Raw genomic sequence first — 12,452 nt, 5'->3', positions numbered from 1 at the left:
AGCCGGGGGTCAGACGACCGCGCCCGCGCGGTAGCCGACGCCGCGGACCGTCGTGACGATCTTCGGATTGTCGGGGTCGATCTCGACCTTGGCGCGCAGACGCTGGACGTGGACGTTCACCAGGCGGGTGTCGGCCTTGTAGTGATAGCCCCAGACCTGTTCGAGCAGCATCTCGCGGGAGAACACCTGCTGGGGTTTGGAGGCGAGCGCCACGAGCAACTCGAACTCCAACGGAGTGAGAGCGATCACGGTGTCACCGCGCCGCACTTCGTGAGCGGCGACATCGACGCTCACATCACCGATCCGCACGGTCTCCGCGTCAAGAGTGGATGCCGGGCGCAAGCGGGTGCGGATGCGCGCGACGAGCTCTTTCGGGTTGAACGGCTTGACGATGTAGTCATCGGCACCCGATTCGAGCCCGCGGACGACGTCAGCCGTATCGGTCCGGGCCGTCAGCATGATGATCGGGACCCCGGACTCGGCGCGGATGCGCGTGCAGATCTCGATCCCGTCCATCCCGGGGAGCATGAGGTCGAGCAGCACGAGCTCCGGGCGCTCCGTGCGCCAGATCTCGAGCGCGGCAGCGCCGTCGGCACAGAAGACGGGCTCGAATCCCTCGGTGCGCAACACGATGCCGATCATCTCTGCCAGAGCGGTGTCGTCGTCGACAACCAGAATCCGAGAAGTCATAGGCCTTCATTCGTCCTTCGGCGGTGCGGCGGGTGCCACTGGGCACCGCGAAATGCTGGTGCTCTCCCACAGTAGCGGACCGCCCTGGCCACGGGCCGAGCACACCGCGCTCGACATTTCGCGACGTAATCCGTGCGCATCCCCCACCCGAACGTGCTCGAGCGGCAGAATCAGCCTCAGGTCTTCCCTTCACCGAAAGGACCTCTCATGAGCACGGATCCCATCCCCGACGCGCCGGTCACCCCGACCGCGCTCGATCACACTCCCGCGCCCAGCGGGCCGTCTACCGGCCAGAAGCTCCTCGCCGAGGCCGCCGGCACGTTCCTCCTCGTCTTCGGGTCGATCAGTGCGGCGCTGTTCGCCGCGAACTTCGGCGCGAGCGAGAACGGCACATCGCTCGGCATCGGATTCGTCGGTGTCGCGCTCGCGTTCGGTCTGACGGTCGTCGCGGGAGCGTACGCGTGGGGCCCGATCTCCGGCGGCCACTTCAATCCCGCCGTCACGCTGGGTCTCGCCGCCGCCGGGCGCTTCCCGTGGAAGGACTCGATCGGCTACATCGTCGCGCAGATCGTCGGCGGCGCCGTCGGCACGAGCGTCATCGTCCTCATCGGTCTCTTCGGCCCCGACGGCTGGCTGGCCGCGGCGCAGGGCAGCGGGTTCGCGAGCAACGGCTTCGGCGAGCACTCCCCCGGCGGATTCGGCCTGGGCGCGGCGATCACGACCGAGATCGTGTTCACGGCGATCTTCGTCCTCGTCATCCTCGGCGTGACCCACGCGACGCGGGGAACTCCGGCGATGGCCGGACTCGTCATCGGCCTGACGCTGACCCTCATCCACCTCGCCACCATCCCGATCGACAACACGTCGGTCAACCCGGCCCGCTCGATCGCGACCGCGATCTACGGCGGCCCCGACGCGCTCGTCCAGCTCTGGGTCTTCCTGGTGTTCCCGATCGTCGGCGCGCTGATCGCCGGCTTCGCGCACCGCGCGCTGTTCGACAACAAGTCCGCCGGCTGACCCGACGGCACCACCGACGAAGGCCCGCCCCGGAGATCCTCGGATTCCGGGACGGGCCTTCTGTCTGAGCGGACTCAGCCGTGCAGGTCGAACCGGTCGAGCTCGGTGACCTTGCCCCACGCGGCCACGAAGTCACGGACGAACTTCTCGTGTGCGTCATCCGACGCGTACACCTCGGCGACGGCGCGCAGCTCCGAGTTCGACCCGAACAGCAGGTCGACGCGGGTGCCGATGCCGACCGGCTCGCCCGAGCCGTCCTTCACACCCGCGAAGGCGTGCTTTCCGGGATCGAGCGGGGTCCACGTCGTGCCGAGATCCAGCAGGTTCGCGAAGAAGTCGTTCGTGAGCACACCCGGGCGCTCGGTGAAGACGCCGTACGCCGAGCCGTCCCAGTTCGCGCCGAGCACGCGCAGTCCGCCGACCAGCACCGTCATCTCCGGTGCGGTGAGGGTCAGCAGATTGGCCTTGTCGATGAGCAGGTGCTCCGCAGGGAGCCCGGCCGCGGTCGCCTGCGGGCCTTGATAGTTGCGGAAGCCGTCGGCCGCCGGTTCGAGGTAACCGAACGACTCGACGTCGGTCTGCTCCTGCGACGCGTCGGTACGCCCCGGGTGGAAGACGACCTCGGCGGAGACACCGGCATCCGCCGCCGCCTTCTCGACCGCGGCGTTTCCGGCCAGGACGATCAGGTCGGCAAGCGACACCGTGCGTCCGGTCGCGTCGAAGTCGGCCTTGATGCCGCCGAGGACGCCCAGCACCTTGTGCAACTGCGCGGGGTTGTTGACGGCCCAATCCTTCTGCGGCGCGAGACGGATGCGGGCGCCGTTCACGCCGCCGCGCTTGTCGCTGCCGCGGAATGTGGAGGCCGCCGCCCACGCGGTCGAGACGAGCTCAGCGATCGACAGGCCGGAGTCGAGCACCTTCGCCTTGAGCGCTGCCGCATCCTCCGTGCCGATGAGCTCGTGGTCGACGGCCGGGACGCGGTCCTGCCAGATGAGCTCCTCCGCGGGAACCTCGGGGCCGACGTAGCGCTCGATCGGCCCCATGTCGCGGTGCGTCAGCTTGAACCAGGCGCGGGCGAACGCGTCGGCGAAGGCCTGCGTGTCGTCCTTGAACCGGCGTGAGATCTTGTCGTACTCGGGGTCCATCCGCAGTGCGAGGTCGCTCGTGAGCATGCGGGGCTCGCGGCGGCCGGTGGAGTGTGCCTGGGGCACCATGTCGGCGCCGCCGCCGTTGATGGGGCGCCACTGCTGTGCGCCGGCGGGGCTGGTGAACAGCTCCCACTCGTAGGCGTAGAGAATGTGGAAGAACTCGTTGTCCCAGCGGGTGGGGTGATACGTCCACGTGACTTCGAGACCCGAGGTGATCTGATCGTCACCCTTTCCGGAGCCGTTGTTGTTCTTCCAACCGAGGCCCTGCATCTCCAGCCCCGCAGCCTCGGGGTTGTCCTCGAGGTTCGAGTCGGGTGCTGCGCCGTGGGTCTTGCCGAACGTGTGTCCGCCAGCGATGAGGGCGACGGTCTCCTCGTCGTTCATCGCCATCCGCGCGAACGTCTCGCGGATGTCGCGGGCCGAGCCGAGCGGATCCGGGTTCGCGTTCGGGCCCTCGGGGTTGACGTAGATGAGACCCATCTGCACGGCCGCGAGCGGCTTCTCGAGGTCGCGCTCTCCCGTGTAGCGCTCGTCACCGAGCCACGTGGTCTCGGGCCCCCAGTAGACGTCGTCGTCCGGCTCCCAGACATCGGGGCGACCGCCGGCGTAGCCGAAGGTCGTGAAGCCCATGTTCTCGAGCGCGACGTTGCCGGCGAGGATCATGAGATCGGCCCATGAGATCGACTGGCCGTACTTCTTCTTCACGGGCCAGAGGAGGCGCCGCGCCTTGTCGAGACCGACGTTGTCGGGCCAGCTGTTCAGTGGGGCGAACCGCTGCTGTCCGGCGCCACCGCCACCGCGGCCGTCCATGACACGGTAAGTGCCGGCGGAGTGCCAGGCCATGCGGATCATCAGCGGGCCGTAGTTGCCGAAGTCAGCCGGCCACCAGTCCTGCGACGTGGTGAGGAGCTCGTTGATCTCGCTCTTGACCGCGGCGAGGTCGAGCGCCGCGAAGGCCGCGCGATAGTCGAAGTCGCTGCCGAGCGGGTTCGCTTCGGCGGGGTTCTTCTTGAGGATGCGGAGGTTGAGCTGATTGGGCCACCACACGTTGTTGGCCGATCCCGAGGTCGGGTGCGGCTGCGCGTGGATCACCGGGCAGGTGGCCGCTTCTTCGGCGTGCGCCTCGGCGGTATCGGTGACGGTGATCGACTGGTCGATGTCCGTCGGGTTCTCGCCGATCGGAGCGACGCTGTCATCGCGTTCGGTCATGGTGTTCCTTCCTCAGGGATTCGGGTGGGTGTGGACTGAGCCGCCCGACACGCGGGACAGAGGCCCCAGAACGTGACTTCGGCGGAGTGGATCGCAAAACCGTGTGATTCGCCGGGCGTGAGGCACGGGGCGGCGCCGACGGCGCAGTCGACGTCTTCGACAGCACCGCACACGGTGCACACCACGTGGTGGTGATTGTCGTCGACGCGGAGTTCGAACAGCATCGACCGGCCCGCTGGCTCGATCCGCCGGACGAGCCCGGCCTCGGCGAAGTCACCGAGGGCGTTGTAGACCGACTGGATGCTCGCGCGCGGCAGGTCAACAGCAATGGCGGCGAGCACCGCGTCCGCGCTCGCGTGGGGGTTCTCGCGCAAGGCGTCGTAAACGGCCAGGCGAGATTCAGTGACCCGCAACCCCGCGGTACGCAGCGCGTGGGGCGCGGAGGCGTAGACGTCGGAGGCGGACATACCCCGACTCTACCCTTGTTTTGATTGATTTAAACGAGGCCTTCCGATCCGCCGCACTCGGGACGACTGCCCCCGTCGGTTTTGGGTCGCGTGTGGTCGCCGATCGGCCTCCGCACCGGCCACGCCGGGCCCCGAAGATAGGGTGCTGCGACAATGAGCGACCCAGAACCTGGATGCCGGTCAGCCCTGCGGATGGCGCTCGAGTGCGGCGCGCACGAGGTGTGGAGCCTGCGGATTGGATCCACGGATATGCCGTGACGTCACGCGCACGACCTCCCACCCGGCCGCGGCGAGCGCCGCGTACTTGTCGAGGTCGCGGTTCCATTGCCTGTCGCTGGTGCGGTGATGACCGCCCTCGACCTCGACCACGACGCGCTGCCGGCGATAGACGGCATCGCACACCCCGATGAGACGCCCGTCGTCGGCGCGCATCTCCACATCCAAGTCAGGTTCGGGAAGACCCGCGCGTGTCAGCACCAGGCGGCTCTCGGTTTCCAGCGGCGACATGCTGCCGACGCGGATCACCTCGAGCGCAGCCAAGAGCCGATCCCGATTGCGGCGCCAGGGGACGGTCACCGCCTGCCGTAGCTGGTCGAGCGTCGCGCGCCGGCGCTCGGGATGCGAGTGGCCCCGCTCATCACGCGGGACACACACGAGCGCATCGCCGAGGACGACGAGCTGATCACGGGACAACCACGACCCGCAGAGCGCCCACGCCGTGACAGGGTCGGCAACGCGCAGCCCATCCACCTCGCAGACACTCACCATCCGGGGCGATATCTTGACGCCGCGTACACCGCGTCCCCGCGGGGCGTGCGCGGGCGGGTGCACAGCGACGGAGAGCGGCCGGCTGGCCCACTCGCTCCTCATCGGCAGACCGTGCGCCGCCAAGGCTGCGGCGCCGACGAAGAAGGATCCGGACGGCGCGACGGACGCGTAGGCGTGCGCCGTGCGCAGGAGGGACCGGCGGATGCGGCCATCCAGTGCGAGCGGTTCTGCCGCCGCATCCCCGTCGCCTGCGGGGTCCTCCCGGCGGAGGCGGGCACCACGGAACGGCACCTCGAGGTCGGCCGCGCGAAGGCGACGCCGGGTGACCTCGTGGGCGATGGCTTCAGCGCACGCGAAGCTCTCGCCGAGCGCCGCCGGAAGCGGACGGGCTGTGCTGGTCATCGCCCCACGGTGCAGGACAGCCGCCGCGCGCGGGCGCCCGCATCCCACATCTGTGGAGCATCCCCCTCTCCCACCCCCTGGGGAGGAATCTCCCCACCCCACCTGGAGGAAGGCTGCTCACCTCAGGTTTCGGGTCCCGTGTGGTCGCCGATCTTGAGCCGATGCGACCACACGGGGCCCCGAACATCGGGTCCACCGACCACATGCGACCCCAAAGGGCGCGCGCGGGACAGCCCGCCCACGCCTCAGTAGCGGTAGTGATCCAGCTTGTAGGGACCCTCGATCGGAACACCGATGTAGGCAGCTTGCTCGTCGGTCAGCTCCGTGAGCTCGACCCCGAGGGCCTTCAGGTGCAGGCGCGCGACCTTTTCGTCGAGCACCTTCGGCAGCACGTACACGCCGACGGGGTACTCTTCGGGCTTGGTGTAGAGCTCGAGCTGCGCCAGGACCTGGTTGGTGAAGGACGCGCTCATCACGAACGAGGGGTGACCGGTTGCGTTGCCGAGGTTCAGCAGACGCCCTTCCGAGAGCACCAGGATGCTGCGGCCGCTCGGCAACCGGTACTCGTGCACCTGCGGCTTGATCTCGATCTTCTCGACCCCCGGGACGGCTTCCAAACCCGCCATGTCGATCTCGTCATCGAAATGGCCGACGTTGCCGACGATCGCGAGGTGCTTGAGCCCTTGCAGGTGCTCGGTCGTGACGACCCGCGTGTTGCCCGTGCCGGTGATCAGGATGTCGACGTCGGAGATGACCGACTCGAGCTTGGCGACCTGGAACCCGTCCATCGCGGCCTGCAGCGCGCAGATCGGGTCGACCTCGCCGATGATGACGCGCGCGCCCTGGCCACGCAGCGCCTCGGCCGCGCCCTTGCCCACGTCGCCGTAGCCGACGATGAAGGCGACCTTGCCGCCGACGAGGACGTCGGTCGCACGGTTGATCCCGTCCGGCAGCGAGTGGCGGATGCCGTACTTGTTGTCGAACTTCGACTTGGTCACCGAGTCGTTGACGTTGATCCCGGGGAACAGCAGCGCGCCCGCGGCGTGCAGCTCGTACAGGCGGTGGACGCCGGTCGTGGTCTCTTCCGTGACGCCGATGAGGCCGTCGGCCATCCGGGTGAAGCGCTGCGGGTCGCGAGCGAGACTCGCGCGCAGCATGTCGAGCACGATCCGATACTCGGCGGAGTCGCCATCGGACGCGTCCGGGACTGCCCCGGCCTTCTCGAACTCCACACCCTTGTGCACGAGGAGGGTCGCGTCACCGCCGTCGTCGAGGATGAGGTTCGGGCCCTCGAAACCCTCGGCCGACCAGTCGAAGATGCGATCGGCCAGCGCCCAGTACTCCTCGAGCGTCTCGCCCTTGAACGCGAACACCGGGATGCCGGCCGGGTTCTCGACGGTCCCGTTCGGGCCGACGGCGACAGCAGCCGCGGCCTCATCCTGCGTGGAGAAGATGTTGCAGCTCGCCCACCGCACCTGCGCGCCGAGCGCGACGAGCGTCTCGATCAAGACGGCCGTCTGGACGGTCATGTGCAACGACCCGGCGATGCGGGCGCCCGCGAGAGGCTGCGTGGGACCGAACTCCTCGCGCAGGGCCATGAGGCCGGGCATCTCGTTCTCGGCGAGGCGCAGCTGGTGCCGCCCCGCGTCAGCGAGAGACAGATCGGCGACGACGAAGGCCGCAGCCTGGTCGAAAAGCGGAGCGGAGACGGTGGGAGTGGCCATCCGTCCATTCTTCCACCCGGGAGCGGCTCAGACGCGCAGCGTCTCGTGCCGGACGACGGTCCAGCCCTGGGGCATCGACATCCGGTCGGTGTGGATGGCGCAGAGGTCGTGCGCGTGCGGGTCGTCCGCGCCGCCGAGCGGGCCGACGACGGCCATCTGGTCGCCGTAGTCGTAGGTCAGCGTCGTCACGGCCTCGCGGGCACAGGCCACCTTGGAGCAGAGTCTTTCGCGCATTGCGCCCACGGTACCCGCCGCTCCGTCGCCCCGCCGGATGCCGCGCCGCCGAACTAGGATGGCGTCATGGAGCGATCATGAGGCGGCGCACGGCGCAGCCAGCGCGTCGTCCGACACGCCACGGTCGCCACGGTCGTGATGATCGCAGCCCGGTCGTGCGGCCCCCGCTCCCCCCGCTGGAAACCCGAGCCGAGCGCTTCGATCTCTCCGTCGGCACAGCCGCGGAGTTCCTCCGCAGCGCCTGGCCGGAGTTGCGTGACGTCCACTTCGAAGTCGGCGCCATGCCGCCCGCCTCGGACGACGCGGGCATTCCCCGGTGGACCGTGCTTCCCGACGAGCGCCGCATCATCCTCTACCGGCTGCCGATCGAGCGTCTCAGCCATCTGCACCGCAACGACGATCTGCACCGGCGCGTGATGATCGAAGGATGCGTGTTCCGCGCAGCGGCGGAGTATCTGGGCCGCGACCCCTGGGATCTCGGACCCGACCGGTTCCACTTCTGAGGAACCTTCCCGCTCTCAGCGCGGGAACACCTCGATCGAGGCCGCCGCAACGTCGCTCGCCGGCACGGGATACCCCGCCAGCTGGCCTGGTCCCGTGTACGCGACGGCGGCGCGGAGCCCCGCACCGTCGGGCACGATCCGGTACACACCGTTCGCCTCGACCGAGACCGTCACCGCGCGTCCCGCCGGCACGGTCACCTCCTGCGCGGCACCCTCGCCGGCATCCGCGATGAGCTGCACCTGCTGATCGGTGCCTGCGGAGGACGCCAACGTCACGCTCGGCGACGGACCGGCCGCGACGGCGACGAGCGCCGGAGCGGTCAGCTCGTCCGCGGCGACGAACCACGCGAAGTCAGATCCCTCGCCGAACCCCGTGGTGCTCCACACGGCTCCGGTCGTGGGGGCGGTGGAGGAGACTCGCACCGTGTAGTTTCCGACCGGCGCACCCGTGAGATCGAGTTCGAGCGGCACGCCCGCGGTGAGATCGACGGACTGCGCGTCACCGACCTGCCCCCCGGCCGCGCCCCACACGGTGACCGTCGCGGTGGCCGCCGCCGACGGAGACAGCAACCGCAGGAACGCGGGGACCTCGCTCGCATCGGCCGCGCCCGGCGCCTGGGCGATCTCGACGCCCGGGATCACGAGCTCCGGCGCGGGCGCTACCGTCGCGGTGACCTGATCGACCCCACCGGGTGTGAGCACGCGCGTGATGCTGGCCTGGAGCGATGCGCGCACCGGAGCTTCGGCCGCCGTCACCTGAATGACGGGACTCGCTTCGCCGAGCGCGAGCGCAGCCAGCGGGATCACCCGTTGCGCACCGGCCGCGATGCGGAGGTCGGCGCCGGCTGTCGGGGTCACGGCGCCCTCGGCGCCGTAGACGGTCAAGGTCACGCGGGCAGCCACGTCACCGGGATTGGCGAGAACAACGAGATCTGCGGCCCCCGTGGCGGCCGAGCCGCCAACGAGCCATGACTCCATCGCCGCGCGCGTGCACGACGATGCCGCGTGGCCGCGGAGGTCGCTCTCGGCGACCTGGGCGGAGCCCGCGGCGGCCACATCGGTGCGCACGCCGGCGACCGGCTCCGCCCTCACAACGATCGGGCCCGCCCCTCCGTTGACGTTCGCGGGACTGAGGGTGGTGGATGCCGGGACAGCACCGTTCGATGCCCCGAACACGACGCTCTGGGCGGCGGCATCCGTCACCGCGGCAGCCGCGGCAGACTCGCGTCCGGCCGCGAGCAGCGGACCGCCGCAGGTGGCGACCGAGGTCGCTGCGGGAGGCGCAGCCGTCACCGGCGTCGGTTCGCGGACGACGCCGGGCCAGGGGGCGACCAGCACGCCGATTCCAACGACAGCGACGACCGCCGCGACGACGGCGCCGACGACCACCCGCGTCCGCGGGGTGCGAGGGAGATGAGTGTTCGTCATCGGCGTCGCCCTCCCCCGATTCCCACGACGCGCGGCCACCGCCGGGCATCGGCGATCGACCGGCGGGTGGGCACGGCCAGCAGCAGGGCGATCGCGATGATCCCGAGCTGGACGGCCGCAGTGCGAGCCGCCTCGGCCTGCGCCGCAGATGACACCGCGCGATCGGTGATCGGGACGGCGACCCGCCAGAGCATGCCCTTCGTGGTCTCACCGACCTTTTCGAGGTCGTCGCGCTGGTCGAGCGAGGTGACGGCCTGGATGCGGAGCTCGCGGGCATCGTCGGAGTCCGTTGACCCGTCGGCGCCGAGCATCACGAACGCGACGCCGTGCGCCGCCAGACGATCCACCGTATCGCCGCCCGGGTCGGACATCAGCGCCGCCGCCAGCTGCGCTGCCTCGGCGTCGCCGGCATCCGTCGAGGTGCGTGCGGAGCGGAGCGCCGACTGGCCGCCGAGCGCCGAGGTCTCGCCCCAGACGACATCGACGACGGCACCGCCCGAGATGGGTGTGATCACGAACGTGGCCTGATCCATGCCGTCGCGCCCCTCGGCTGCGACATAGGCCGGGAGCGTGCTGGCCGTTCCTTCGGTGAGCGCCGCTGCACCACGCAGGGGCGCGGCGACCGCGGGCGCCGCGGCGACGGCCACGAGGAGAAGGAGGACGACGACGATCGGCTCCCGAACGCGGGCCAACACCCGCCAGACATCGACGGTCGTCAGCGCCGCACCCAGCAGTCCGATCCAGTAGAGGCTGAGCGCTGTGCCGGGCCAGATCCCGATCTGGTCGGGACCGCTCGTGCTCAGCACGACCCCGAGGGTGAGGGTCGCCGTCGCGAGGCCCGCCAGCGCGGTCAGGAGCAGGACGGATGCGGGAATGAGGCGGCCCGCGGACGGGGCGAGCAGCGCGAGAAGGAGGAACGGGGCCAGAAGGAGGGCGACCCAGAGTGCGGAGGATCCCGTCACCGCAGCCCAGCCCCCGGCATCCGTCCCGGGAAATCCCGCAGCCAGGAAGAGCCGACGCACCAGGTCGACGCCCGACTCGGGCGCAAGCGGCACTCCGGGGTCGGCGAAGAGCGACCAGGGATCGCCCGCGCGCACGCGCACCCAGATGAGCGGGGCGAACGCGACCGCGGTGGGGATGACGAGCCAGATCACGCGGCCGAGGCCCACGCCGTGCCGGAGAACGGCGGTGAGCACGATTGCGACGACCCACACGAGCGCGAGGGCCGGCGCGAGCGCCGGAGCGCAGGCGACAACGGCCACGAGGATCACGGATGCGACACCGGCGGCGCTCCAGGAGCGGTGGGCGACCGTCGCGGTGTACACCAGCCAGGGCAGGAGGAGGTGCACGAGCACGCCCGTGGGCCGGCCCTCCATCAGGGCGGCGAGGAACATCGGCGCAAGCGCCCACGCGACCGCACCCACGGCACGGATGCTGCTGCGTTCACTGACGCGTGTCGTGGCGAACCACCCGCCGAGTGCGGCCAGCGGCAAGGCGAGGAACCACAGGACGACGAGGGCGCGCGAGGGCGCCGCAGGCCAGAGTGAACCGAGGAGTGCGATCACGGCGGCGAACGGGTCGGCCGGCCCCGACGTGGCCCACCCGAGTGCGCGGGGGCCGCTCGCCGCATCGGCCCACAGCTGTCCGACCGTGGCGCGCAGCGGAGCGAGCGCCCCGCCGCCGAGCACGGGCCACGCCAGCAGCGAGGTGAACGCGACGACCGAGACCGCCAAGAAGGCCAAGGCGATCCAGGCTCCGCCGCCGCTGAAGAAGCGCAGCTCCGTGCGGCCGGGGCCCGCCGTGCGGGACGTGTCCGGATCGAAACGCTGACGGAGCTCGGTCGAGGTCACGCGCAGGGGTGCCAGAGCGGGCCAGCCGGACCTGCGAGTGCGACGGATGCCGGAGCGCGCCCGCGCGACGGATCCCACGCGCACGAGGGTGGTCGTCGCCGCCGCCCACTCCGGTCCGATCTGCCCCGGCCGCTTGGCCAGGAGATGTCCGAGGGATCGGGCGAAGGCGAGCGGCAGAAGGCTCAGCCAATGCAGCGGAACTGCGGCGGTGGGGGCGTAGACGAGGCGGCGGTGCAACTGAGCCGTGCGTGGAGCGTAGGCGCGTCGCACCCATGCTCCGGGTGCAACCGGCATCCCGGCCACACCGTCACCCGCGACCGCGATGACCGCGCCGGGGACGAGGACGACACGGTCGCCGCGCAGGCGCGCCCGCACTCCCAGGTCGAGCCCTTCGTCGGCTCCGGCCAGTGCCCCGTCGATGCCGTCGAGCTCTCGCCACGCGGCCGCCCGGACGAGCAGTCCGCGGACGTCGGCGCCCATGACGTCTTCGCGCGCGTCGTGCTGCCCTTGGTCGAGCTCTCCATCAGCCAGCGGCACGGTGCGGCCGAGTGCGGTCATCGACGTGCCGAGGGAGACGATCTGACCGGCGTCGTTCCACCGCACGAGCTTCGGAGCGGCGATCGCGACCGACGGGGCTGTCTCGAGCGCACCGGCGAGGCGGATGAGGGCATCCGGAGCGGGGGCGGAGTCTTGTGTCAACAACCACACCGCATCACCGTCGAGTCGACGGCTGGCCATCGCCACGGCCTCGGCGAACGACGTCCGCCGGTCGGCGGTGATGACCCCTTCGGCACCGGAATCGGCGGCCAGACGCGAAATGGCGGCATCCGTCCCGCAGAGCACAAGGGTCAGCGCATCGAGCGGGCGCGACTGCTCTTTGAGGGCAGTGAGCGTCCGCTGCAGATGAAGGTCGGCGGGCACGCGCCCGTCGGGGCGCACGACCAGCAGCGCGTGAACTCTGGCGGGCATGACCAGGTCAGCCTAGGCGCGGGGTGCGAACAGGCTCGACCAT

The 12,452-nt window shown here is 70.4% G+C and carries 10 protein-coding genes; 2 read left to right on the top strand and 8 right to left on the bottom strand.

What is annotated here, in order from left to right; genetic code table 11:
* Positions 1-9: 9 nt before the first annotated feature.
* A complete protein-coding gene (gene mtrA, locus N4R40_RS10635) occupies positions 10-690 on the bottom strand; it encodes an MtrAB system response regulator MtrA (RefSeq protein WP_261607348.1) in 681 nt (226 codons plus the stop codon).
* Positions 691-897: 207 nt separating this feature from the next.
* Between mtrA and aqpZ the strand changes: the two genes are divergently transcribed.
* Positions 898-1,707, top strand: coding sequence for an aquaporin Z (gene aqpZ / locus N4R40_RS10630; protein ID WP_261607347.1), 810 nt, complete (start codon positions 898-900; stop codon positions 1,705-1,707).
* Positions 1,708-1,781: 74 nt separating this feature from the next.
* Here the strand turns inward: aqpZ and katG are convergent, their stop codons facing one another.
* The 5 genes from katG to N4R40_RS10605 form a co-directional block, all read right to left on the bottom strand.
* The gene (gene katG / locus N4R40_RS10625; protein WP_261607346.1) at positions 1,782-4,064 is read right to left on the bottom strand and encodes a catalase/peroxidase HPI; all 2,283 of its coding nucleotides are present in this window, start codon (positions 4,062-4,064) and stop codon (positions 1,782-1,784) included.
* Complete coding sequence (locus N4R40_RS10620; protein ID WP_261607345.1) at positions 4,061-4,531, bottom strand: Fur family transcriptional regulator; 471 nt, start codon at positions 4,529-4,531, stop codon at positions 4,061-4,063. The genes katG and N4R40_RS10620 overlap by 4 nt, the downstream gene beginning before the upstream one ends.
* 180 nt (positions 4,532-4,711) lie before the next feature.
* Complete coding sequence (locus N4R40_RS10615; protein ID WP_261607344.1) at positions 4,712-5,701, bottom strand: endonuclease domain-containing protein; 990 nt, start codon at positions 5,699-5,701, stop codon at positions 4,712-4,714.
* A gap of 245 nt (positions 5,702-5,946) precedes the next feature.
* Positions 5,947-7,425 (bottom strand): adenosylhomocysteinase, encoded by a 1,479-nt coding sequence (gene ahcY, locus N4R40_RS10610; protein WP_261607343.1) that lies wholly within the window; start codon positions 7,423-7,425, stop codon positions 5,947-5,949.
* 27 nt (positions 7,426-7,452) lie between these two features.
* Positions 7,453-7,659: a DUF3499 domain-containing protein gene (locus tag N4R40_RS10605; protein ID WP_261607342.1), complete on the bottom strand. Its 207-nt coding sequence runs from the start codon at positions 7,657-7,659 to the stop codon at positions 7,453-7,455.
* 77 nt (positions 7,660-7,736) lie between these two features.
* Between N4R40_RS10605 and N4R40_RS10600 the strand changes: the two genes are divergently transcribed.
* Complete coding sequence (locus N4R40_RS10600; protein ID WP_261607341.1) at positions 7,737-8,162, top strand: metallopeptidase family protein; 426 nt, start codon at positions 7,737-7,739, stop codon at positions 8,160-8,162.
* A 15-nt stretch (positions 8,163-8,177) separates the two neighbouring features.
* Here the strand turns inward: N4R40_RS10600 and N4R40_RS10595 are convergent, their stop codons facing one another.
* Together N4R40_RS10595 and N4R40_RS10590 are read right to left on the bottom strand one after the other, a co-directional pair.
* Entirely contained in the window at positions 8,178-9,590 is a 1,413-nt protein-coding gene (locus N4R40_RS10595) for a DUF5719 family protein (RefSeq protein ID WP_261607340.1), read from the bottom strand.
* Complete coding sequence (locus N4R40_RS10590) at positions 9,587-12,409, bottom strand: glycosyltransferase (RefSeq protein ID WP_261607339.1); 2,823 nt, start codon at positions 12,407-12,409, stop codon at positions 9,587-9,589. Before N4R40_RS10590 ends, N4R40_RS10595 begins: the two co-directional genes overlap by 4 nt.
* Positions 12,410-12,452: the final 43 nt, after the last annotated feature.

The organism is Microbacterium memoriense, assembly GCF_025398275.1.
Taxonomy (GTDB): domain Bacteria; phylum Actinomycetota; class Actinomycetes; order Actinomycetales; family Microbacteriaceae; genus Microbacterium; species Microbacterium memoriense.
Note: the sequence above shows the minus strand (reverse complement) of the source record. Positions and strands in the feature narration are given on the sequence as shown.

Bases quoted from the DNA above. Each gene is read 5' to 3' on its own strand.
- katG (WP_261607346.1), bottom strand. From the start codon at position 4,064: ATGACCGAACGCGATGACAGCGTCGCTCCGATCGGCGAGAACCCGACG.
- N4R40_RS10595 (WP_261607340.1), bottom strand. From the start codon at position 9,590: ATGACGAACACTCATCTCCCTCGCACCCCGCGGACGCGGGTGGTCGTC.
- N4R40_RS10590 (WP_261607339.1), bottom strand. From the start codon at position 12,409: ATGCCCGCCAGAGTTCACGCGCTGCTGGTCGTGCGCCCCGACGGGCGC.
- N4R40_RS10620 (WP_261607345.1), bottom strand. From the start codon at position 4,531: ATGTCCGCCTCCGACGTCTACGCCTCCGCGCCCCACGCGCTGCGTACC.
- mtrA (WP_261607348.1), bottom strand. From the start codon at position 690: ATGACTTCTCGGATTCTGGTTGTCGACGACGACACCGCTCTGGCAGAG.
- N4R40_RS10600 (WP_261607341.1), top strand. From the start codon at position 7,737: ATGAGGCGGCGCACGGCGCAGCCAGCGCGTCGTCCGACACGCCACGGT.
- aqpZ (WP_261607347.1), top strand. From the start codon at position 898: ATGAGCACGGATCCCATCCCCGACGCGCCGGTCACCCCGACCGCGCTC.
- N4R40_RS10615 (WP_261607344.1), bottom strand. From the start codon at position 5,701: ATGACCAGCACAGCCCGTCCGCTTCCGGCGGCGCTCGGCGAGAGCTTC.
- ahcY (WP_261607343.1), bottom strand. From the start codon at position 7,425: ATGGCCACTCCCACCGTCTCCGCTCCGCTTTTCGACCAGGCTGCGGCC.
- N4R40_RS10605 (WP_261607342.1), bottom strand. From the start codon at position 7,659: ATGCGCGAAAGACTCTGCTCCAAGGTGGCCTGTGCCCGCGAGGCCGTG.